General features: G+C 67.1%; 20 protein-coding genes and 1 tRNA gene. 1 reads left to right on the forward strand and 20 read right to left on the reverse strand.

All coding sequences use genetic code 11. The features are described from left to right. Window positions 1–84: 84 nt before the first annotated feature. From nuoN to tpiA, 17 genes are all read right to left on the reverse strand, one after another. Window positions 85–1,551, reverse strand: coding sequence for an NADH-quinone oxidoreductase subunit NuoN (gene nuoN / locus PQS31_RS02700; RefSeq protein WP_272761129.1), 1,467 nt, complete (start codon window positions 1,549–1,551; stop codon window positions 85–87). 13 nt (window positions 1,552–1,564) lie between these two features. Further along, the gene (locus PQS31_RS02705; protein ID WP_272761130.1) at window positions 1,565–3,076 is read right to left on the reverse strand and encodes an NADH-quinone oxidoreductase subunit M; all 1,512 of its coding nucleotides are present in this window, start codon (window positions 3,074–3,076) and stop codon (window positions 1,565–1,567) included. Between the two features lie 13 nt (window positions 3,077–3,089). Further along, entirely contained in the window at window positions 3,090–5,243 is a 2,154-nt protein-coding gene (gene nuoL, locus PQS31_RS02710; RefSeq protein ID WP_272761131.1) for an NADH-quinone oxidoreductase subunit L, read from the reverse strand. A gap of 7 nt (window positions 5,244–5,250) precedes the next feature. Next, window positions 5,251–5,577 carry an NADH-quinone oxidoreductase subunit NuoK gene (gene nuoK / locus PQS31_RS02715; RefSeq protein ID WP_096210023.1) on the reverse strand — a complete coding sequence of 109 codons (327 nt, stop codon included), beginning with the start codon at window positions 5,575–5,577 and terminating at the stop codon, window positions 5,251–5,253. Further along, window positions 5,574–6,215 (reverse strand): NADH-quinone oxidoreductase subunit J, encoded by a 642-nt coding sequence (locus PQS31_RS02720; protein ID WP_272761132.1) that lies wholly within the window; start codon window positions 6,213–6,215, stop codon window positions 5,574–5,576. Before PQS31_RS02720 ends, nuoK begins: the two co-directional genes overlap by 4 nt. 3 nt (window positions 6,216–6,218) lie before the next feature. Then, window positions 6,219–6,707 (reverse strand): NADH-quinone oxidoreductase subunit NuoI, encoded by a 489-nt coding sequence (gene nuoI / locus PQS31_RS02725; RefSeq protein ID WP_272761133.1) that lies wholly within the window; start codon window positions 6,705–6,707, stop codon window positions 6,219–6,221. Beyond that, window positions 6,704–7,792, reverse strand: coding sequence for an NADH-quinone oxidoreductase subunit NuoH (gene nuoH / locus PQS31_RS02730; protein ID WP_272761134.1), 1,089 nt, complete (start codon window positions 7,790–7,792; stop codon window positions 6,704–6,706). The genes nuoI and nuoH overlap by 4 nt, the downstream gene beginning before the upstream one ends. Further along, window positions 7,789–10,020, reverse strand: coding sequence for an NADH-quinone oxidoreductase subunit NuoG (gene nuoG / locus PQS31_RS02735; RefSeq protein ID WP_272761135.1), 2,232 nt, complete (start codon window positions 10,018–10,020; stop codon window positions 7,789–7,791). Before nuoG ends, nuoH begins: the two co-directional genes overlap by 4 nt. Beyond that, window positions 10,017–11,384: an NADH-quinone oxidoreductase subunit NuoF gene (gene nuoF, locus PQS31_RS02740; RefSeq protein WP_272761136.1), complete on the reverse strand. Its 1,368-nt coding sequence runs from the start codon at window positions 11,382–11,384 to the stop codon at window positions 10,017–10,019. Before nuoF ends, nuoG begins: the two co-directional genes overlap by 4 nt. Before the next feature lie 14 nt (window positions 11,385–11,398). After that, on the reverse strand, window positions 11,399–11,926 hold the full coding sequence (gene nuoE / locus PQS31_RS02745) for an NADH-quinone oxidoreductase subunit NuoE (RefSeq protein WP_272761137.1): 528 nt from the start codon (window positions 11,924–11,926) through the stop codon (window positions 11,399–11,401). Continuing rightward, window positions 11,923–13,239, reverse strand: a complete 1,317-nt coding sequence (locus PQS31_RS02750; protein ID WP_272761138.1) for an NADH-quinone oxidoreductase subunit D — start codon at window positions 13,237–13,239, stop codon at window positions 11,923–11,925. Before PQS31_RS02750 ends, nuoE begins: the two co-directional genes overlap by 4 nt. Continuing rightward, a complete protein-coding gene (locus PQS31_RS02755) occupies window positions 13,239–13,997 on the reverse strand; it encodes an NADH-quinone oxidoreductase subunit C (RefSeq protein ID WP_272761139.1) in 759 nt (252 codons plus the stop codon). The genes PQS31_RS02750 and PQS31_RS02755 overlap by 1 nt, the downstream gene beginning before the upstream one ends. Then, a complete protein-coding gene (locus PQS31_RS02760) occupies window positions 13,990–14,568 on the reverse strand; it encodes an NADH-quinone oxidoreductase subunit B (RefSeq protein ID WP_272761140.1) in 579 nt (192 codons plus the stop codon). The genes PQS31_RS02755 and PQS31_RS02760 overlap by 8 nt, the downstream gene beginning before the upstream one ends. Then, window positions 14,559–14,915 carry an NADH-quinone oxidoreductase subunit A gene (locus tag PQS31_RS02765; protein WP_272761141.1) on the reverse strand — a complete coding sequence of 119 codons (357 nt, stop codon included), beginning with the start codon at window positions 14,913–14,915 and terminating at the stop codon, window positions 14,559–14,561. Before PQS31_RS02765 ends, PQS31_RS02760 begins: the two co-directional genes overlap by 10 nt. 329 nt (window positions 14,916–15,244) lie before the next feature. Further along, window positions 15,245–15,329: transfer RNA gene (locus tag PQS31_RS02770), tRNA-Leu, on the reverse strand. Between the two features lie 63 nt (window positions 15,330–15,392). Beyond that, window positions 15,393–15,836 carry a preprotein translocase subunit SecG gene (gene secG / locus PQS31_RS02775; RefSeq protein WP_272761142.1) on the reverse strand — a complete coding sequence of 148 codons (444 nt, stop codon included), beginning with the start codon at window positions 15,834–15,836 and terminating at the stop codon, window positions 15,393–15,395. 57 nt (window positions 15,837–15,893) lie between these two features. Next, window positions 15,894–16,640 carry a triose-phosphate isomerase gene (gene tpiA / locus PQS31_RS02780; RefSeq protein ID WP_272761143.1) on the reverse strand — a complete coding sequence of 249 codons (747 nt, stop codon included), beginning with the start codon at window positions 16,638–16,640 and terminating at the stop codon, window positions 15,894–15,896. A gap of 113 nt (window positions 16,641–16,753) precedes the next feature. Here tpiA and PQS31_RS02785 point away from each other — a divergent pair, with 113 nt between their 5' ends. Next, the gene (locus PQS31_RS02785) at window positions 16,754–17,551 is read left to right on the forward strand and encodes an SDR family NAD(P)-dependent oxidoreductase (protein WP_272761144.1); all 798 of its coding nucleotides are present in this window, start codon (window positions 16,754–16,756) and stop codon (window positions 17,549–17,551) included. Between the two features lie 84 nt (window positions 17,552–17,635). Here the strand turns inward: PQS31_RS02785 and PQS31_RS02790 are convergent, their stop codons facing one another. From PQS31_RS02790 to accD, 3 genes are read right to left on the reverse strand one after another with little or no spacing between them, the layout of a single operon-like run. Then, a complete protein-coding gene (locus tag PQS31_RS02790) occupies window positions 17,636–18,574 on the reverse strand; it encodes a 2-oxoglutarate and iron-dependent oxygenase domain-containing protein (protein ID WP_272761145.1) in 939 nt (312 codons plus the stop codon). A 16-nt stretch (window positions 18,575–18,590) separates the two neighbouring features. Next, the gene (gene glmM / locus PQS31_RS02795; RefSeq protein ID WP_272761146.1) at window positions 18,591–19,940 is read right to left on the reverse strand and encodes a phosphoglucosamine mutase; all 1,350 of its coding nucleotides are present in this window, start codon (window positions 19,938–19,940) and stop codon (window positions 18,591–18,593) included. Next, window positions 19,937–20,815: an acetyl-CoA carboxylase, carboxyltransferase subunit beta gene (gene accD, locus PQS31_RS02800; protein ID WP_272761147.1), complete on the reverse strand. Its 879-nt coding sequence runs from the start codon at window positions 20,813–20,815 to the stop codon at window positions 19,937–19,939. Before accD ends, glmM begins: the two co-directional genes overlap by 4 nt. Window positions 20,816–20,884: the final 69 nt, after the last annotated feature.

A 20,884-nucleotide genomic window follows, 5' to 3' on the forward strand; every position in this document is an offset into this window, starting at 1 on the left:
TCGAACCTCTCCCGGTCGCGATGTCGCAGCGACCGGGCGCGCATCTTAACCAGATGCCGGATGGATTACCAGCCGATGCCGGAATCAGGCGCCGAACGCCTGCTGGCACCACGCCATCAGCGGGCTCCAGAACAGGCCGAGGCCGAGCAGCGCGAGCGCGTTCACGCCGAACACCGCGCGCAGCGCCGTGCCCGGCCGCTGGCTCATCGGCGCGGCGTCGGGCGCGTCGAAGTACATGACCTTGATCACGCGCAGGTAATAGAACGCGCCGATGACCGCGAACACGATGCCGACGATGGCCAGCCACAGCAGGTCACCCTGCAGCGCGCCCTGGAGCACCACCAGCTTGGCCCAGAAGCCGAGGAACGGCGGCACGCCGGCCAGCGAGGCCATGATGCACAGCACCAGGCCGGCCATCCACGGACTGCGCTGGTTCAGGCCCTTGTAGTCGTCGATGTGCTCGGCCTCGAAGCCCTTGCGCGACAGCATGACGATCGCACCGAACGCGGCCACCGACATGATCGCGTAGCTGATGGCGTAGAACATCGCCGCCGCGTAGCCGTCGGGACCGCCGCCGGCGAGACCGAGGAACAGGAAGCCGACATGCGAGATCGTCGAGTAGGCGAGCATGCGCTTGAGGTTGGTCTGCGCGATCGCGAACAGGTTGCCCACCACCAGCGACAGCGCGGCCAGCAGCGCCAGCAGCAGCTGGGTCTGTTCGAACACCGGGCCGAGCGCCGTCTCCAGCAGACGCCAGGTCATGCCGAATGCGGCGAGTTTGGGCACCGAGCTCACGAAGGCGGTGATCGCCGTCGGCGCACCGTGGTAGGTGTCGGGCAGCCACATGTGGAACGGCGCGGCGCCGAACTTGAACGCGATGCCCACCACCAGGAACACCATGCCGGTCAGCAGCAGGACGCGGTTGTCGCCGCCGATGCCGACGATCGCATCGTGGATGGCGGGCAGCGACAGCGTGCCGGTCGCACCGTAGACCAGCGACATGCCGAACAGCAGCATGCCCGAGGCCAGCGCGCCCAGCACGAAATACTTCATCGCCGCCTCCGACGACAGCGGGTTGTCGCGGTCGCAGGCCACCAGCGCGTACGAACACAGCGCCAGCAGCTCCAGGCCGACGTAGACCATGGTGAGGTTGTTGGCCGAGACCAGCAGCATCATGCCGGCCGCGGTGAACAGGAACAGCACCGGAATCTCGCCCTGGTACAGGTCGCGCTCGCGCAGATAGGCCCAGGCATAGCCCAGCGCGATCGCCGCCACGGCGAGGCCGGTGATCTTCAGCAGATCCGCACCGGCGTCACGCACGAACATGTCGGCCAGCGTACTGCCCTGCCCGCCCACGCCCATGGCGATCATCACCGCCGCACCCAGCAACACGGCCACGGCCAGCACATGGGTGATGATCCGGCGGCGCGGATCGATGAACAGGTCGAGCATCAACAGGGCGAACGCGCCCAGCACCACGAACAGCTCGGGCACGATCGGCCCGAGTTCGGCCAGCGTGCGGACGGGGGGCGTCATCGGAGCGGAAATCATCGCGACGGGATCCTTAAAGCTTGCTTGCGGCGATCAGGTTCGCCAGTTGCGCGATGGAGGGCTCCATCAGGTCGGTCAGCGGCTTGGGATACACGCCGATCAGCAGCGTACCGGCAGCGAACACGCCCAGCACCAGCGCCTCGCGCGCGTTGATGTCCTTGAGCGCCGCGACGTGCGCATTGGCCACTTCGCCGTAGAGCACGCGCTTGACCAGCCACAGCGTGTAGGCCGCGCCGATGATCAGCGTCATCGCCGCGAAGAACGCGATCAGCGGGTGGCTCTGGAACGCGGCCAGGATGACCATGAATTCGCCGACGAAGCCCGAGGTGCCCGGCAGGCCGGAGTTGGCCATCGCGAACAGGACGTAGAACGCCGCGAACCACGGCATCACGTTCGCGACCCCGCCGTAATCCTTGATCATGCGCGTGTGCATGCGGTCGTAGAGGATGCCGATACAGGAGAACATCGCGCCGGAGATGAAGCCGTGCGAGACCATCTGCACCATCGCGCCCTGCAGGCCGAGCCGCGCGGCGTCGCCGGCACCGACGTCACGCATCAGCGCGAAGGCGATGAACACGCCGAGGGTCACGAACCCCATGTGCGACACGGACGAGTACGCGACCAGCTTCTTCATGTCCTGCTGGACCAGCGCCACCAGGCCGACATAGACGATCGCGATCAGCGACAGGCCGATGACCAGCCACGCCCACTCGTGGCCGGCGTCGGGGGTGATCGGCAGGTTGAAGCGCAGGAAGCCGTAGCCACCGATCTTCAGCATGATCGCCGCCAGGATCACAGAGCCGCCGGTCGGCGCCTCGACGTGGGCATCCGGCAACCAGGTGTGCACCGGGAACATCGGCACCTTGACCGCGAACGCGGCCAGGAACGCGAAGAAGATCCACATCTGTTCCGTCGACGACAGGCGCAGCGCATACAGATCGGGCAACTGCCAGCTGCCGGCCTGCATGTACAGGTAGATCAGCGCGACCAGCATGAAGACCGAGCCGAGGAACGTGTACAGGAAGAACTTCACCGACGCGTAGACGCGGCGCGGACCGCCCCAGACACCGATGATGATGAACATCGGGATCAGCATCGCCTCGAAGAACACGTAGAACAGCATCGCGTCCACGGCGCAGAACACGCCGATCATCATGCCCTCAAGGATCAGCATCGCCGCGAAGTACTGCGACACCCGCTTGGTCACCGACGTCCAGGCGCCGATCAGCACCAGCGCGGTGGTCAGCGTGGTCAGCACGATCAGTGCGACCGAAATGCCGTCCGCGCCCAGGTGGTACTCGATGTTGAACGCCGGGATCCACTCCCGCCGCTCCAGGAACTGCAGCCCGGCATTGGCGTAGTCGAAACCGGTGAGCAACGGGATGCTGAGCACGAAGACCAGCAGCGCGAACGCGAGCGACACCCAGCGCGCCGCGTCGGCGCGACGTTCGCCCAACGCGAGCACGAGCGCACCGCCGAGAATCGGCAGCCAGATCAGGAGACTGAGGAGAGGCCAGTTCGACACGTAGGGAGTTCCGTCAACGCCAGTACTTGATGAGGAGGGCCAACAACACGATCAGGCCGACGATCATCGCGAATGCATAGTGGTAGAGGGCACCGGACTGCAGCCGGCGGATGACGCCCGAGACCAGGTCGACCACCCGCGCCGATCCGTTCACGAACAGGCCGTCGATGACCTTGGTGTCGAAAATGCGCGACAGCTTGCCCAGCGCCACGCCGCCGCCGGCGAAGCCACCGATCCACAGGTCGTCGGCGTAGTACTTGCGCTCGAGCACGCGGATCGGCATCGCGAATACACGCGCGGCCTTGGCCGGCAGCTCCGGCTTCCACCAGTACATCACCGTGGCCAGCACGAAGCCGGCGACGACGAGCCAGAACGCCGGCGCGACGAAGCCGTGCATCGCGAACGCCGCGGGGCCGTGCCACAGCTCCTCCTTCAACGCCGCCAGCACGTCGTTGGACGCCAGCACGGTGATCACGCCGTCGAAGAACCCGCGGATTTCGTGATGCCCCGTCCAGTCGGTGCCGAACAGCATCGGACCGGCAGTGAAATAGCCGATCAGGATCGACGGGATCGCCAGCAGGATCAACGGCAGCGTCACCACCCAGGGCGACTCGTGCGGCTCGTGCACGCCGTGATGGCCGTGGCCGTCGTGCGCGTGATCGTGGTGACCCGTCGCGGCGACCGCATGGCCGTGGCCGTCGTCGTGCAACGGCTCATGGTGGGTTTCCTGGCCGTGCGCATCGTGCGCGGCGTGTACGTCCGACGCGTGCGCGTCGCGGAAGCGCTCCGCGCCGAAGTAGGTCATGTACAGCAGGCGGAAGCTGTAGAACGAGGTCACGAACGCGCCCAGCAGCACCGACCAGTAGCCGTACTCGTAGACCCAGCCACCACCCTCGCGGGCGAACTTGGCCGCCTCGATGATCGTGTCCTTGGAGTAGAAGCCACTGAAGAACGGCGTGCCGACCAGGGCCAGCGTGCCGATGACGCTGGTCCAGAACGTGACCGGCATGTACTTGCGCAGGCCGCCCATCTTGCGCATGTCCTGCTCGTGGTGCATGCCGATGATCACCGAGCCCGCCGCCAGGAACAGCAGCGCCTTGAAGAAGGCGTGCGTCATCAGGTGGAACACCGCGGCCGAGTACGCGGACACGCCGAGTGCGACGGTCATGTAGCCCAGCTGCGACAGCGTGGAATAGGCGACGACGCGCTTGATGTCGTTCTGCACGATGCCGATCAGGCCGGTGAAGAAGGCCGTGGTCGCACCGATGAAGAGGATGAACTGCAGCGCGGTTTCCGACAGTTCGAACAGCGGCGACATGCGCGCCACCATGAAGATGCCCGCGGTGACCATCGTCGCGGCGTGGATCAGCGCCGAAATCGGGGTCGGGCCTTCCATCGAGTCGGGCAGCCACACGTGCAGCGGCACCTGGGCCGACTTGCCCATCGCACCGATGAACAGGCAGATGCAGACCAGGGTCGCCACCGACCACTCGAAGCCGGTGAGGATCTCGATCGTCTGGCCGCCGCCGATGGTCGAGTCGGCCGCGGCGAACACGGTCGCGTAGTCGAGGCTGCCGAACCAGTACAGCACGCCGGCGATGCCGAGCAGGAAGCCGAAGTCACCGACGCGATTGACCAGGAACGCCTTCATGTTGGCGAACACCGCGGTCGGCTTCTTGAACCAGAAGCCGATCAGCAGGTACGACACCAGGCCCACCGCTTCCCAGCCGAAGAACAGCTGCAGGAAGTTGTTGCCCATCACCAGCATCAACATCGAGAAGGTGAACAGCGAGATGTAGCTGAAGAAGCGCTGGTAGCCCGGATCCTCGGCCATGTAGCCGATGGTGTAGACGTGCACCAGCAGCGACACGAACGTCACCACCACCATCATCATCGCGGTGAGGTTGTCGATCAGGAAGCCGACGTGCGCCGAGTAGTTGCCGACCTCGAAGAACGTGTAGACGTTCTCGTTGAACACCGGCGCGCCCTGCATCAGCTGCCACAGCGTGTAGACCGACAGCGCGCAGCTCACCGCGACACCGGCGATGGTCACCGAATGCGCGCCGGCACGGCCGACCTGACGGCCGAACAGCCCGGCGACGATCGAGCCCAGCAGCGGCGCCAGGACGATCGCGATCAGGATGCCCTTGGAAATTGTGTACTCCATGCCCGGGTCAGCCCTTCAGCGTGTCGAGTTCGGCGACGTTGATCGTGCGCCGGTTGCGGAACAGCGTGACCAGGATCGCCAGGCCGATCGCGGCCTCGGCTGCAGCCACGGTGAGAATGAAGAACACGAAGATCTGCCCGGCGGCATCGCCGAACTCGCGCGAGAAGGCGATGAAATTGATGTTCACCGCGAGCAGCATCAGCTCGATCGACATCAGCAGGATGATCACGTTCTTCCGGTTGAGGAAGATGCCCGCCACGCTGATGCAGAACAGCACTGCGCCCAGCGCGAGGTAATGGCCCAGCGCGAGGCCGGTTCCGAACAGCTCGGTCATTTCGTCTCTCCCTCGCCCGCGCCCGCCGGGGGCTCGGCCACCGGACGCACCGGCTCCATCTTGACCACGCGCATGCGATCCGACGCACGCACCCGCGCCTGCATCCCCGGATTCTGGTGCTTGGCACCCGGACGGCGACGCAGTGTCAGCATCACCGCCGCGATCACCGCGACGGTCAGGATGACCGCCGCCACTTCGAACGGCAGCAGGAAGTCGGTGAACAGACGACGCGCGATCCACACCGTGTTCGACACGCCCGCCTGGTCCACCACGTCCGGCCCGAACGGCACCATGCGCGCACGCACGCCGATCAGCGTGACGATCTCGACCAGCATCACCACCGCGACCAGCAGGCCGACCGGCAGGTAGCGCACGTAACCCTCGCGCAGCGGTGCGACGTCGATGTCGAGCATCATCACCACGAACAGGAACAGCACCATCACCGCGCCGACGTAGACCAGCACCAGGGCGATGCCGAGGAACTCGGCACCGACCAGCAGCCAGGTGCAGGCCGTGGAGAAGAACGTCAGCACCAGGAACAGCGCCGCGTGCACCGGGTTGCGGGCACTGATCACCGCCACCGCGGACATCACGGTGATCGCGGCGAAGACGAGAAATGCAATCAGGTCGAAATTCATGACTTACCTGTACGCGGAGTCGGCGGCGCGACGTTCGGCGATCTCGGCCTCGAGACGGTCACCGATCGCCAGCAGCTGCGGCTTGGTCACGATGTTCTCGCCGCGGTTCTCGAAGTGGTACTCGTGCAGATGGGTCTCGACGATCGAGTCCACCGGGCACGATTCCTCGCAAAAACCGCAGTAGATGCACTTGAACAGATCGATGTCGTAGCGCGTGGTGCGGCGGGTGCCGTCCTCGCGCTGCTCGGAGTCGATGGTGATCGCCAGCGCCGGGCACACCGCCTCGCACAGCTTGCACGCGATGCAGCGCTCTTCCCCGTTGGGATAGCGGCGCAACGCATGCAGTCCGCGGAACCGCGGCGACTGCGGCGTCTTTTCCATCGGGTACATCAGCGTGTACTTGTCGCGGAACAGATACTTGAAGGTCAGCGCCATGCCGCCGAGCAGCTCGAGCAGCAGCAGGCTTCTGAACCAGGAAACGAACTTGGTCATGACTGCCCCGCCTCGAAAATCCCGTAATACGCCATCAGCGCGGTCACCACGATCCAGAAGATGCTGATCGGAATGAAGACCTTCCAGCCCAGGCGCATGATCTGGTCGTAGCGGTAGCGCGGGAACGAGGCGCGGAACCAGATGAAGCAGCTGGCGAAGAAGAACACCTTCGCGAACAGCCACCACCAGCCGTCGACCGACAGCAGCGGGATGCCGAGGCCCTGGAACGGCGACAGCCAGCCGCCGAGGAAGAAGATCGCGACCAGGAAGCTGATCAGGATCATGTTGGCGTATTCGGCGAGGAAGAACAGCGCGAACGCCGATCCCGAATACTCCACCATGTGGCCGGCGACGATTTCCGATTCGCCCTCGACGACGTCGAACGGCGCGCGGTTGGTCTCGGCCACGCCGGAGATGAAATAGATCACGCACAGCGGCAGCAGTGGCAGCCAGAACCACTCGAACAGGCCCTTGCTGCCCGACTGCGCCATCACGATCTCGGTGAGATTGAGGCTGCCGGCGGCGACCATCACGCCGACGAGCGCGAAGCCCATCGCGATCTCGTAGCTGATCATCTGCGCCGAGGCGCGCATCGCACCGAGGAACGCGTACTTCGAGTTCGAGGCCCAGCCGGCGAGGATGATGCCGTAGATGCCCAGCGAGGTCATCGCCAGCAGGTACAGCAGGCCGGCGTTGGCATTCGACAGGACCAGCTGCGCGTCGAACGGCACCACCGCCCACGCCGCGAACGCCGGGGCCAGCGTGATCAGCGGCGCCAGGATGTAGAGCACCCGCTGCGCGTTGGTCGGCTGGATGACTTCCTTGAACAGCAGCTTGAAGACGTCGGCGAAGGCCTGGAAGACGCCCATGCCGACGTACATCGGCCCGTGGCGCTGGTGCATCCAGCCCAGCAGCTTGCGCTCCCAGACCACGTAGAACGCGACCGCGAGGATCACCGGGACCGCGATCACCAGGATCTTCAGCACGATCCACAGGATCAGACCGATCGTGCCCAGCGACATCAGCCAGTCGTGCAACGGCGCGGTGACGTCACCGAGCAGCGTCGCGGTATTGGTCGCACTCATGCCGCCACCACCTTCACCTTGCCGGCCGACAGCGCCGCCGTGGCCCCGTAGCCCGATTCCACCCATGCCGCGCCCGGCGCCACGCGGTCGTCGACCGCCACCTGCAGCGTCGCGGTGCCCACCGCATTGGACACCTTCGCCATCGCGCCGTCGGCGATACCCTGCATACGCGCATCGTCCGGATGCAGCACGACGCGCGGACCCAGCGTCAGCGGATGCGACTGCAGCGCGGCTGCGCGGCGGGTCAGACCGTCGACGCGATAGATCGCCTGACTCACGGCGAGTTCGAGGCCGTCGCCATCGACGACCGGCGCGCTCGAACGCGCGATGTCGACCGCCTGCGCGCCCAGGCCGGCACGCAGCCCCTCGAGATCGGTGAACTCGAAGCCCGCGACGCCGAGCTCACCGCCCAGCGCACGCAGCACGCGCCAGCCGGCGCGGGCGTCGCCCGGCAGGCGACCCGCGGCCACGGCACGCTGCTCGCGGCCGTCGAGGTTGGTCAACGTGGCATCGATTTCCGCCAGCGCGCCGATCGGCAGGATCACGTCGGCGATCGCACGCGTGGACTGGCAGGCGAACTGGCTGAACGCCACGACCTGCGCTGCGCCGAGGGCCCGCATCGCCTTCGCCTGGTCGGCGAAATCGAGGCCCGGCTCGATGCCGTAGATCACGTAGGCGCTGCGACGCTCGGCCAGCATGGCGTTCGCATCGCGCGAGGTCGGCAGCACGCCGAGGCGCGACAGGCCCACGCCGTTGGCGCCCTGCGGAATCCGGCACACGGCGGCCCCGGTGTCGGCGGCGAGCGCCGCAGCCGCGCTGCGGATGTCGGCCGCGTGGGCGCTGGTTTCCGCCTGACCACCGACGATGATCGCCGCGTGCTTGGCGCCGCGCAGCGCTTCACCCAGCTCGGCGACGCGCAGCGTCTCGGCGATCCTGGACGGCGGCACGATCGCCTTGTCGGCGAGGTCGAAGGTGAATTCGAAATCGACCGGATTGACGACATAAATCTTGGCGCCGCGGCGCCAGGCCTGACGCACGCGCTGGTGCAGCAGCGGCACCTCGTGGCGCAGGTTGGAGCCGACGATCAGGATCGCATCGGCCTTGTCGAGTTCGGCGACCGGCATCGCGAACGGCTCGGCGATCGCGCCGTCCGACAGGTCGCGCTGTGCGATGCGGTGATCGAGATTGCCCGTGCCCAGCGCCTCGGCCAGACGCGCCAGCAGCGCGCCCTCTTCGTTCGAGGTCGAAGGGTGCACCAGCATGCCGAGTTCGTCGGCCGGGTTGTCGCGCAGGATCTTCGCCGCACGTGCCAGCGCCTCGTCCCACGCGGCCTGCCGCCATTCGCCGCCGTCCTTGACCAGCGGATGCAGCGCGCGGTCGTCGGCCGACAGGCCCTGATGGGACCAGCGGTCGCGATCCGACAGCCAGCACTCGTTGACGGCTTCGTTGTCGCGCGGCACCGCGCGCATCACGTCGCCGCGGCGCAGATGCAGGAACAGGTTGCTGCCCAGCGCGTCGTGGCCGCCGAGCGATTCACGTGCGATCAGTTCCCACGGACGCGCGCGGAAACGGAACACCTTGTTGGTCAGCGCGCCCACCGGGCACACGTCGATGACGTTGCCCGAGAGCTCCGTCGTCAGGGGCTTGCCGTCGTAGGTGCCGATCTGCAGGTTCTCACCGCGCTGCATGCCGCCCAGCTCGTAGGTGCCGGCGATTTCCGCCGTGAAGCGCACGCAGCGCGTGCACTGGATGCAGCGGGTCATCTCGGTGGCGACCAGCGGACCGAGATCCTCGTCGGCGACCACGCGCTTGCGCTCGGCGAAGCGGCTGACCGAACGGCCGTAGCCCAGCGACAGATCCTGCAGCTCGCACTCGCCGCCCTGGTCGCAGATCGGGCAGTCGAGCGGATGGTTGATCAGCAGGAACTCCATCACGTTGCGCTGCGACTTCAGTGCCTTCTCGCTGCGCGTGACGACCTGCATGCCGTCCATCACCGGCGTGGCGCAGGCCGGCGCGGGCTTGGGCATCTTTTCCACTTCGACCAGGCACATCCGGCAGTTGGCCGCGATGGCGAGCTTGTCGTGGTAGCAGAACCGCGGGATCGGAATGCCGGCCTTGTCGGCGGCATGGATGATCATCGAACCCTTGGGCGCGGCCAGTTCGACGCCGTCGATGAAGACGGTGACGTGGTCGGGCGGGAGGTTCGGATTGACGGGTTGCGCGCTCATGCGGCGACTGCCTTGGGCACCACGGTGCCGTTGCGCTGGTCGTCGACGAGGAAGCGCTTGTTCACGATCGCGTACTCGAATTCGTCCCAGAAGTGACGCAGGAAGCCCTGCACCGGCCATGCGGCCGCTTCACCGAATGCACAGATCGTGTGGCCCTCGATCTGGCCGGCGGCGGCACGCAGCATCTGCAGGTCGTCGACCGTGGCGGTGTGGTCGGCGATGCGGCAGAGCATGCGGTACATCCAGCCCGTGCCCTCTCGGCAGGGCGTGCACTGGCCGCAGCTTTCTTTGTAGTAGAACCGGGCGATGCGACGGCACGCGCGCACCATGCAGGTGGTGTCGTCCATCACGATGACCGCGCCCGAGCCGAGGCCGGAACCGGCCTTCTGCAGCGCGTCGTAATCCATCGTCAGGCCCATCATCGTCTCGCCCGGCAGCACCGGCATCGACGAGCCGCCCGGGATCACGCCCTTGATCGTGCGACCCTCGCGCATGCCGCCGCACATCTCGAGCAGCTCGGCGAACGGCGTGCCGAGACGGATCTCGTGATTGCCCGGCCTGGCGACGTGACCCGAGACCGAGAAGATCTTGCAGCCGCCGTTGTTCGGCTTGCCCAGCCCCATGAACCACTCGGCGCCGTTGCGCACGATCGCCGGCACGGACGCGAAGGTCTCGGTGTTGTTGATCGTCGTCGGCTTGCCGTAGAGGCCGAAGTTGGCCGGGAACGGCGGCTTGAACCGCGGCTGGCCCTTCTTGCCTTCCAGCGATTCCATCAGCGCGGTTTCCTCACCGCAGATGTAGGCGCCCGCGCCGAGCGCGTTGTACAGGTCGATGTCGATGCCCGAGCCGAGGATGTTCTTGCCCAGCCAACCGTTGGCGTAGGCTTCGGCGGTGGCCTCTTCCAGATGCTCGAAGGGCTCGTGGTGGAACTCGCCGCGCAGGTAGTTGTAGCCCACGGCGGCACCGGTGGCGTAACAGGCGATCGCCATGCCCTCGATGACCGCGTGCGGGTTGTAGCGCAGGATGTCGCGGTCCTTGGCGGTGCCGGGCTCGGATTCGTCCGAGTTGCAGAGGATGTACTTCTGCATCTCGCCCTTGGGCATGAAGCTCCACTTCAGGCCGGTCGGAAAGCCCGCGCCGCCGCGGCCGCGCAGGCCCGACTGCTTGACCATCTCGACGACGTCGGCCGGCGGGATCCTGTCTTCGATGATCTTGCGCAGCGCGCTGTAACCACCCGTCTTGAGGTAGTTCTCGTAGGACCACGGCTTGTCGAAATGCAGCGTGGTGTAGACCGCCTGGTGATCCTTCGGTGCAGGCCCGACGGGCCCGTAACCTTCGGACGACTTGGGATGGTGATGTGCCATGTCCGCGCGATGCCTTACTTCAGACCGTCGAGCAGCTCGTCGACGCCTTCGGGCGTGAGCTTCTCGTGGTAATGACCGTTGATGACCACGACCGGCGCGCCGCAGCACGCGGCGACGCACTCTTCCTCGCGCTTGAGGTAGACGCGGCCGTCGGCGGTGGACTCGCCCAGCTTGCAGCCCAGCTTCTTCTCGGCGTGCGCGACCAGATCCTCGGCACCGTTGAGCCAGCAGCTGATGTTGGTGCAGAAGGCGACGTTGTTGCGGCCGACCTGCTCCGTTTCGAACATCGAGTAGAACGTCGCGACCTCGTAGGCCCACACCGGGGGCAGGTCCAGGTACTTGGCGACGCCGGCGATGAGTTCGTCGGTCAGCCAGCCCTGGTTCTGTTCCTGGGCCGCGAACAGGCCCTGCAGCACCGCCGACCGCTTGCGGTCTTCCGGAAACTTGGTGAGCCAGTGGTCGATGTGCGCACGGGTGTCGTCGCTGAGCACTACCAGCGGATCGACGTTGCGGGCATTCTCGAAATTGCCAGTCGCCTTCATCGGTCGACCTCTCCGAACACGATGTCATAGGTGCCGATCATCGCCACCACGTCGGACAGCATGTGTCCGCGCGTGATCTCGTCCATCGACGAAAGATGCGCGAAACCGGGCGCACGCAGGTGCACGCGGAACGGCTTGTTGGCGCCGTCGGAAATCATGTAGCAGCCGAATTCGCCCTTCGGGGCTTCCACCGCGCTGTAGGTCTCACCGGCGGGCACGCAATAGCCCTCGGTGAACAGCTTGAAGTGGTGGATCAGCGCTTCCATGTCGTCCTTCATCTCCTCGCGGGAGGGCGGCGACACCTTGTAATTGTCGAGCATGACCGGGCCGGGATTCGCCCGCAGCCACGCCACGCACTGCTCGATGATCCGCGCCGACTGCCGCATTTCGAACACGCGCACGAGATACCGGTCGTAGCAGTCGCCGTTGACGCCGACGGCGATGTCGAAATCGACATCGGCGTACCTGGCATACGGCTGGGTCTTGCGCAGATCCCACTCGACGCCCGAACCGCGCAGCATCGGACCGGTCATGCCCCAGGCCTTGGCCTGCTCCGGCGGAATCACGCCGATGCCGACCGTGCGCTGCTTCCAGATACGGTTGTCGGTGAGCAGGGTTTCGTACTCGTCGACGCGACGCGGGAAATCCTTCGCGAACGCCTCGAGATAGTCGAGCATCGACCCTTCTCGCCACTTGTTGAACCGCTTGAGCTTCTCGCCCTTGCGCCAGCGCGATTCGGCGTACTGCGGCATGCGGTCGGGCAGGTCGCGATACACGCCGCCGGGGCGGTAATAGGCCGCGTGCATGCGCGCGCCGCTGACCGCCTCGTAGACGTCCATCAGCTCCTCGCGCTCGCGGAACGCATAGAGCATCACCGCCATCGCGCCGAGGTCGAGCGCGTTCGAGCCCACCCACATCAGGTGGTTGAGGATGCGCGTGATCTCGTCGAACAGCGTACGGATCCACTGCGCACGCTCGGGCGCTTCGATCCCCATCAGGGTTTCGATCGCGCGCACGTAGGCGTGCTCGTTGCACATCATCGACACGTAGTCGAGGCGGTCCATGTAACCGATCGACTGGTTGAACGGCTTGGACTCGGCCAGCTTCTCGGTGCCCCGGTGCAGCAGGCCGATGTGCGGATCGGCGCGCATCACGGTCTCGCCGTCCATTTCCAGGATCAGGCGCAGTACGCCGTGCGCGGACGGATGCTGCGGACCGAAGTTGAACGTGTAGTTGCGGATTTCCTGCTTCAGCGCCTCGGCGCTCGGCGTCGCGTTGGCGGTGTGCAGCGACGTGGTCGGAACGGCATTCATCACTTGCTGCCCTCCGCACGCCGGGCCATCTGCTCACCGCTCGCGGTCGCGTAACGGGCGTCGTCACGGATCACGCGCGGCACGCCGACGCGGGGTTCGACCGAAGTCACGGGTTCGTACACGACGCGTTTGCGCTCGGCGTCGTAACGCACTTCGACATTGCCGATCAACGGGAAATCCTTGCGGAACGGATGGCCGACGAAACCGTAGTCGGTGAGGATGCGGCGCAGATCCGGGTGCCCTTCGAAGATCACGCCGAACAGATCGAACGCCTCGCGCTCGAACCAGTTCGCCACCGGCCACAGCACCGTCAGCGACGACACCACGGGCAGGTCATCGCTGGGCGCGAAGCACTTCACGGTCAGCCGGCGGTTGTGCTGGATCGACAGCAGCTGCGCGACCACGGCGAAGCGCCGCTGCGGCACCGGAATCGCGGCGTCGCCCTGCGGCTGCGCCACCTGGCGGCTGCCGGTCTCGCCGAACTTGAAGCGCCCCGGGCCGCGTCCTTCGACGCCGCGGCTGAAGCCTTCGGAGGAGACATTGGTGTCCCACTCGTCGCTGCCGTAACTGAGATAGTCGGCACCGCACAGGTCGATCAGCGATTCGAAGCCGAACTCGTCGCGCAACGCGCGGCAGGCCTCGAGCCAGTCGCCGGCGGTGGTGAGGGTCACCTCGCCGCGCGGCAGTGCGACGCCGACCTCGGCATCGGGAAAGCGGCTGCGCAGACGCGCCGCGAACTCGGTGGACGACTCACGCATCGCGCAGCCCCGTCTTGGTCTCGCCGAAATTGGTCGCCCGGCGGATCTTCTTCTGCAGCTGCAGGATGCCGTAGATCAGCGCTTCGGCCGTCGGCGGGCAGCCCGGCACGTAGACGTCGACCGGCACGATGCGATCGCAACCGCGCACCACCGAATACGAATAGTGGTAGTAGCCGCCGCCATTGGCGCAGCTGCCCATCGAGATGACCCACTTCGGGTCGGGCATCTGGTCGTAGACCCGGCGCAGCGCCGGCGCCATCTTGTTGACCAGCGTGCCCGCGACGATCATCACGTCCGACTGGCGCGGCGACGGGCGGAACACGACACCGTAGCGGTCGAGATCGAGACGCGCGGCGCCGGCGTGCATCATTTCGACTGCGCAGCAGGCCAGACCGAAGGTCATCGGCCACATCGAGCCGGTGCGCGCCCAGTTGAGCAGCGCGTCGGAACTGGTCGTGACGAAACCGCGCTCGAGCAGCGGGTTCTCGCCTTCGGGGCGCAGGATGTCGTCGACCCGGCCTTCCGGCAGCGGGTTGTTCATCAGGCGCGCGACGGTCTGGTTCATTCCCATTCCAGCGCTCCCTTCTTCCACACGTAAACGAAGCCGAGCAGCAGCATGCCGGCGAAGATGCCCATCTCGATCAGGCCGAGCACACCGAGTTCGCGGAACACGGTGGCCCAGGGCACGATGAAGATGATTTCCAGATCGAAGACGATGAACTGGATCGCGATGAGGTAGTAGCGCACGTCGAACTGCATGCGCGCGTCCTCGAATGCCTCGAATCCGCATTCGTACGGCGACAGCTTTTCGAGCGACGGGCGCTTGGGCCCGAGCAGGTTGCCAATGACCAGCAAGGCGATGCCGATCCCCGTGGCAACGATCAGGAACAGCAGGGTCGGCAGATATTCGGCCAGCACGCGGATGTTCTCTCGGCTACAGCCGCGCGAAGCGGCCTTGGCTCGGCGCCCGGGGCGCCGCACTAGCGAAGCGGTCAAACGCTTCACGCACATCGGGCGTCTGGCCGCAAAACGGCAAACGCCCGATCTGCGTCATTGTACCGTTTACAGAACCGGCGAGTAAACGATTCACCGCGCCCGCACACGCGAAATCCGCAGCGCGCGGCGCGCCTGCAGGGAGCGCCCGAGACCTTTACGCCACGGCGACGCATCCGGATTCCACATACGAAAAACCCCGCTTGCGCGGGGTGCTTCGTCCGGACCGCGTGACCGCCGTCCGTATTTTCCGATGGTGCCCAAGGGGGGACTCGAACCCCCACGACCTAAGCCGCTACCACCTCAAGGTAGTGCGTCTACCAATTCCGCCACCTGGGCAAATCTCGAAACCTGTACCGTCCGCGCGTCAGCGCATCCGGGAGCCGCGCATTGTAGACGGAATCAATTCGTCTGGGGAGTCTCTTGCGACGATTCCGTCGCCGGCTCCGCCGCCGGCACGGCGGGGACGGCCGTGTCCGCGGCCGGCGCCTGCGGCACGGTGCCCGCTGCCGGGGCCTGCGGCACCGGACGATCGCCCGGCGCGGTGGCCGGCGCGGCCGGCGTGGCGCTGCCCATGACGCCCAGATCCATGTCCATCGCATTCGGATTGGCGCGATGCACCGCGTACCAGGCCATGAACAGGGTAATCGCGAAGAACGTGATCGCCAGCCACTTGGTGGCCTTGGAGAGGAAGTTCGACGAACCGCGCGCGCCGAAGACGGTCGCCGAGGCGCCACCGCCGAAGCCCGAGCCGGCCTGCGCGCCGGCGCCGCGCTGCATCAGGATCAAGGCGATCATCGCGATCGCGATGATGACGAACAGGATGTTGAGGACGGTCAGCAGCATTGCGTGGGCGCTCGGGATGGGCTCTGGACGACGAGGAATGCCCGCTCGCGATGGCGGTCAGCGGGCGGCCGCAGCGGCGATGGCGAGGAAATCGTCGGCCGCGAGCGACGCGCCGCCGATCAATCCGCCATCGACGTCGGGCTGCGCGAAGATCGCGGCGGCGTTGTCGGGCTTGCAGCTGCCGCCATACAGCAGCGGCAACGAATCGGCAATTCTAGCATCGTGCCGCGCCACCACGCCACGCAGGAAGGCGTGCACCGCCTGGGCCTGCTCCGGGCTGGCGGTCAGGCCGGTGCCGATCGCCCAGACCGGCTCGTAGGCGACGATCGCGCCGTCGAATGCGGCGATGCCCGCATGGGCGATCACCGCCTCGAGCTGGGCGCCGATCACGCTCTTGGTGTCCCCGGCTTCGCGTTGCGCGCGCGTCTCCCCGACGCACAGCACCGGCACCAGACCGCCGTCGCATGCCGCCTTGAACTTGCGCGCCACCAGGGCATCGTCCTCGCCGTGGTACTGGCGGCGCTCGCTGTGACCGACCAGCGCGTGCGTCGCGCCGACATCGGCCAGCATCGCGGCCGAGACCTCACCGGTATACGCGCCGCCAGCGTGCGCACTGACGTCCTGGGCACCGATGGCCACGCCGCTCGCCCCCTGGACCAGCAGCGGCAGATAGGGAAACGGCGGCAGCACCAGGAGTTCGACCCCACCGTCCGGGCGTCCGGCGGCGATCGCCTCCACCAGCGGCGTGGCGAACGCGCGGCTGCCGTGCAGCTTCCAGTTACCGGCGACGATCCTGCGGCGCATCGGGCGCTCCTGAACAAAAAGGGGGCACGAGGATAGCCGATGCGCCCGCGCCCCCTGTCCGCGGGGCGCGCCGGGGGCGCTACAGTCGGCGTTCGGTCGACGGAGCGGACACGATGGCGACAACCGGCTATGCAGTGGTCACCGGGGCGTCGAGCGGCATCGGCGCGGCGATCGCGCGTGCCCTCGCGGCCCGCGGCGTCCCGTTGATCCTGACGGCCCGGCGCCTGGACCGGCTGGAGGTGCTGGCCACCGAATTGCGCGACCGCGTGGACGTGCACGTGATGCCGGCCGATCTCGCCGAGGCGGCCGCGGTCGCGGGCCTGGTCGACACCATCGGGCACCGCGGGCTCCAGGTGCGCATGCTGGTCAACAACGCCGGCTACGGCGTGCCCGGCCGCTTCGACGCGGTCGAATGGCGCCGCCACGCCGATTTCCTGCAGGTGATGGTGACCGCGGTCTGCGAGCTGACGTGGCGGCTGCTGCCGTCGATGCGCGCGTTTCCGGACGGCCGCATCCTCAACGTCGCCTCGTTCGCCGGCCTGATGCCGGGCTCGCGCGGCCAGACCCTCTACGGCGCCGCCAAGGCCTTCATGATCCGCTTCAGCGAATCCCTGGCGCAGGAACACGCGGATCACGGGCTGCGGGTGACCGCGCTGTGTCCCGGCTTCACCTGGTCGGAATTTCACGACGTCACCGGCACCCGGGCGATGATGGACCGCCTGCCCGCCTGGGTCTGGCTCGATGCCGACGCGGTCGCATGCGCCGGCCTCGATGCGCTCGATCGTGGCCAAGTGATCGCGGTGCCCGGCTGGCGCTACCGCCTGTTGCACGGCATCACGCGCCATCTGTCGGACCGGCAACGGCTGGCGCTGATGGCGCGCAACGCATCGAAGATCCGCCGCGTCGACTGACGCCGCGCCGCTGCAGGGCCACGGCCCCGGCGCGAGCGCAACGGAAGTCGGCGCCCGAAGGCGCCGTTCCCGAGGCAGAGCCGGTTACTTCAGCTTGATTTCGCGCAGGCGCTCTTCCAGATAGCCCTGTGCGGTGATGGGCTCGGGATAGCGGCTCGGATTGTCGGCCGTCACCGTGGAAGGCAGCACGTCGATGACGAAATCCGGATTCGGGTGCAGGAAGAACGGCACCGAGTAGCGCGGCTTGCGCGCCTGTTCGCCCGGGGGATTGGTCACGCGGTGCGTGGTCGAGGGGTACACGTGGTTGGTCAGTCGCTGCAGCATGTCGCCGATGTTGACGACGATGGTGTCGGCGTCCGACGTGAAGGGCACCCACTCGCCATCGCGTGACCTCACTTCCAGGCCCGCCGCGCTCGCACCGACCAGCAGGGTGATCAGGTTGATGTCCTCGTGCGCCCCGGCGCGCACGTTGGGAATGTCGTCGGCGGTGATCGGCGGATAGTGGATCGGGCGCAGGATCGAGTTGCCGAAGTCCGTCTTGTCGACGAAGTAGTCCTCCGGCAGGCCGATGTGCAGCGCCAGCGCCGAGAGCACCTTCGAGCCCAGCGCATCGAGCGTCTGGTACAGGCCGTAGCCGTGTTCGCGGAATCCCGGCACCTCGCTCGGCCACAGGTTCGGCGGCATCACGTCGCGGTACTTCGAATCGTCCGGAATCTCCCGGCCGATGTGCCAGAACTCCTTGAGGTCGAAGTGCGTCGCGCCCTTGGCGGTCTCGACGCCGAACGCGGTATAGCCGCGCGCACCGCCACCGCCGGGCACGTGGTACTGCTTCTTGGTCGCTTCGGGCAGCGCGAAGAACGCCTTGAACACGTCGTAGGCGCCGTCGATCTGCGCCTGCGGAATGCCGTGGCCATTGATGCCGGCGAAACCCCACTCGCGGTAGGCGGCGCCGAGTTCGGCGACGAAGGCCTCGCGGTCTGTGTCGAAGCGGCGGATGTCGAGGGTCGGAATACGGGCGGTCATGGGAAAGTCCTGGAAATCAGGCCGCGGCCGCGCGCACGGCGTCGGCCAGCTGGTCGAGGGTGGATTGCATCAGTGCCGCGTCGTCGGCCTCCACCGTGACGCGGACCACGGGCTCGGTGCCCGACGGGCGCAGGAACGCACGTCCCCGGCCCTGCACCGCCGCCTGCGCCTGCGCCAGTGCGGTCTGCACCGCGGGCGCCTCGGCCGGCTTCGCGTCGCCCGTGTAACGCACGTTAACGGTCTTTTGCGGCACCTTGCCGAAGCCGTGCAGCGCGTCCTGCAGCGACACACCGCGACGGCGCAGCACCTCGAGCACCTGCAGCGCACTGATGATGCCGTCGCCGGTGGTCGCCCGGTCGAGGCACAGCAGATGCCCGGAGGTTTCGCCGCCCAGGATGCCGTCGTGTTCGAGTAGCGCCTGGTGCACGTAGCGATCGCCGACCTTGGCGCGCATGAAGCCGATGCCGGCCTCGCCGAACGCACGCTCCAGGCCGTAATTGCTCATCAGCGTGCCGACCACCGGCCCGCGCAGGCGCCCGTCGCGCTGCCAGTCGCTGGCCAGCACGTAGAGCAGATCGTCGCCGTCGCGCACGGTGCCGTTGGCGTCGACGAACAGCACGCGGTCGCCGTCGCCGTCGAAGGCGATACCGAGATTCGCGCCGCTGCGGCTGACCCGCTCGCTGAGGAATTCGGGATGCGTGGAGCCCACGCCGTCGTTGATGTTGACGCCGTTGGGTTCGGCGCCGATCACCTCGACCTGGGCGCCGAGTTCGCGCAGCACGATCGGGCCGACCTGGTAGGTCGCGCCGTTCGCGCAGTCGACGACGATGCGCATGCCGTCGAGATCGAAGCCGCGCGGCACCGAGGCCTTGCAGGCTTCCACGTAGCGGCCCACGGCATCGCGCGTGCGCACGGCCTTGCCGAGTTTTTCCGAGGCCACGGTGTGGAACGGCTGGTCGAGCGCGGCTTCGATCGCGAGCTCGGTGGCGTCGTCGAGCTTCTCGCCTTGGGCACTGAAGAACTTGATGCCGTTGTCGTGGTGCGGGTTGTGCGAGGCGGAGATGACGATGCCGCCGTCTGCGCCGAGCGAGCGCGTGAGGTGCGCGACCGCGGGCGTCGGCATCGGACCCATCAGCTGCACGTCGACGCCGGCCGCGACCAGGCCGGCTTCCAGCGCCGCCTCGAACATGTAGTTCGAGATGCGCGTGTCCTTCCCGATCAGCACCTGAGGACGGCGCCAGTCGCTGCCGCGGCCGCGCAGCGAATGGCCGTAGGCGTTGCCCAGGCGCAGCACGAAGTCGGCCGAGATCGCGCCCTCGCCGACCCGGCCGCGAATGCCGTCGGTGCCGAAGTAGCGACGGCTCATGCCGCCGTCCCGGTCATCGGCTGGCGCATCATCATCGCCAACAGGCTCGCGATGCGGTCGCGCAGCTCGCGACGGTCGCAGATCTGGTCGATCGCGCCGTGCTCGAGCAGGAACTCGCTGCGCTGGAAGCCTTCGGGCAGCGTCTCGCGCACGGTCTGCTCGATCACGCGCGGACCGGCGAAGCCGATCAGCGCCTCGGGTTCGGCCATGTTGATGTCGCCGAGCATCGCGAACGACGCGGAGACGCCGCCGGTGGTGGGATGGGTCATCACCGAGATGTAGGGCAGGCCCGCGGCGCGCAGGCGGCCGAGCGCCGCCGAGGTCTTGGCCATCTGCATCAGCGAGAACAGGCTTTCCTGCATGCGCGCGCCGCCGCTGGCGGAGAAGTTCACGAACGGGCTGCCGATCTCCAGCGCGCGCTCCGCGCCGCGGGTGAAGCGCTCACCGACCACCGAGCCCATCGAGCCGCCCATGTAGGCGAAATCGAAGGCCGAGGCGACGACCGGGCGTGCCTTCAGCAGGCCCTCCATGACGACCAGCGCATCACGCTCGCCGGTGGCGCGCTGCGCGGCCTTGATGCGCTCGGAATACTTCTTCTGGTCCTTGAACTTCAGCACATCGGTGGGGCCGAGTTCGCCGGCGATCTCGCGGCCCGAGCCGGCGTCGAGGAACGTCTTCAGCCGCGCGCGGGCGCGGATCGGCCGATGGAACGCGCACTTCGGACAGACCTCGAGGTTCTCCTCCAGCTCCGGCCCGTAGAGGACGGTGCCGCAGCGCTCGCACTTCTCCCAGAGCCCCTCGGGGACGCTGCGCTTCTTGACCGCGGCGGCATCGGTGCGGATGCGCGGCGGCATGATCTTCTGCAACCAGGACATGGGCTGTCTTCTCCCGACGGCCGATACGGGGCCGTGAAGCGCGGAAGTGTAACCGACCGCCCGGGCACG

The sequence above is a fragment of the Luteimonas sp. BLCC-B24 genome (assembly GCF_028550595.1).
Taxonomy (GTDB): Bacteria; Pseudomonadota; Gammaproteobacteria; order Xanthomonadales; family Xanthomonadaceae; genus Luteimonas.

Bases quoted from the DNA above. Each gene is read 5' to 3' on its own strand.
- nuoN (WP_272761129.1), bottom strand. From the start codon at position 1,551: ATGATTTCCGCTCCGATGACGCCCCCCGTCCGCACGCTGGCCGAACTC.
- nuoL (WP_272761131.1), bottom strand. From the start codon at position 5,243: ATGGAGTACACAATTTCCAAGGGCATCCTGATCGCGATCGTCCTGGCG.
- nuoK (WP_096210023.1), bottom strand. From the start codon at position 5,577: ATGACCGAGCTGTTCGGAACCGGCCTCGCGCTGGGCCATTACCTCGCG.
- PQS31_RS02720 (WP_272761132.1), bottom strand. From the start codon at position 6,215: ATGAATTTCGACCTGATTGCATTTCTCGTCTTCGCCGCGATCACCGTG.
- nuoI (WP_272761133.1), bottom strand. From the start codon at position 6,707: ATGACCAAGTTCGTTTCCTGGTTCAGAAGCCTGCTGCTGCTCGAGCTG.
- nuoH (WP_272761134.1), bottom strand. From the start codon at position 7,792: ATGAGTGCGACCAATACCGCGACGCTGCTCGGTGACGTCACCGCGCCG.
- nuoG (WP_272761135.1), bottom strand. From the start codon at position 10,020: ATGAGCGCGCAACCCGTCAATCCGAACCTCCCGCCCGACCACGTCACC.
- nuoF (WP_272761136.1), bottom strand. From the start codon at position 11,384: ATGGCACATCACCATCCCAAGTCGTCCGAAGGTTACGGGCCCGTCGGG.
- nuoE (WP_272761137.1), bottom strand. From the start codon at position 11,926: ATGAAGGCGACTGGCAATTTCGAGAATGCCCGCAACGTCGATCCGCTG.
- PQS31_RS02750 (WP_272761138.1), bottom strand. From the start codon at position 13,239: ATGAATGCCGTTCCGACCACGTCGCTGCACACCGCCAACGCGACGCCG.
- PQS31_RS02755 (WP_272761139.1), bottom strand. From the start codon at position 13,997: ATGCGTGAGTCGTCCACCGAGTTCGCGGCGCGTCTGCGCAGCCGCTTT.
- PQS31_RS02760 (WP_272761140.1), bottom strand. From the start codon at position 14,568: ATGGGAATGAACCAGACCGTCGCGCGCCTGATGAACAACCCGCTGCCG.
- secG (WP_272761142.1), bottom strand. From the start codon at position 15,836: ATGCTGCTGACCGTCCTCAACATCCTGTTCGTCATCATCGCGATCGCG.
- tpiA (WP_272761143.1), bottom strand. From the start codon at position 16,640: ATGCGCCGCAGGATCGTCGCCGGTAACTGGAAGCTGCACGGCAGCCGC.
- PQS31_RS02785 (WP_272761144.1), top strand. From the start codon at position 16,754: ATGGCGACAACCGGCTATGCAGTGGTCACCGGGGCGTCGAGCGGCATC.
- PQS31_RS02790 (WP_272761145.1), bottom strand. From the start codon at position 18,574: ATGACCGCCCGTATTCCGACCCTCGACATCCGCCGCTTCGACACAGAC.
- glmM (WP_272761146.1), bottom strand. From the start codon at position 19,940: ATGAGCCGTCGCTACTTCGGCACCGACGGCATTCGCGGCCGGGTCGGC.
- accD (WP_272761147.1), bottom strand. From the start codon at position 20,815: ATGTCCTGGTTGCAGAAGATCATGCCGCCGCGCATCCGCACCGATGCC.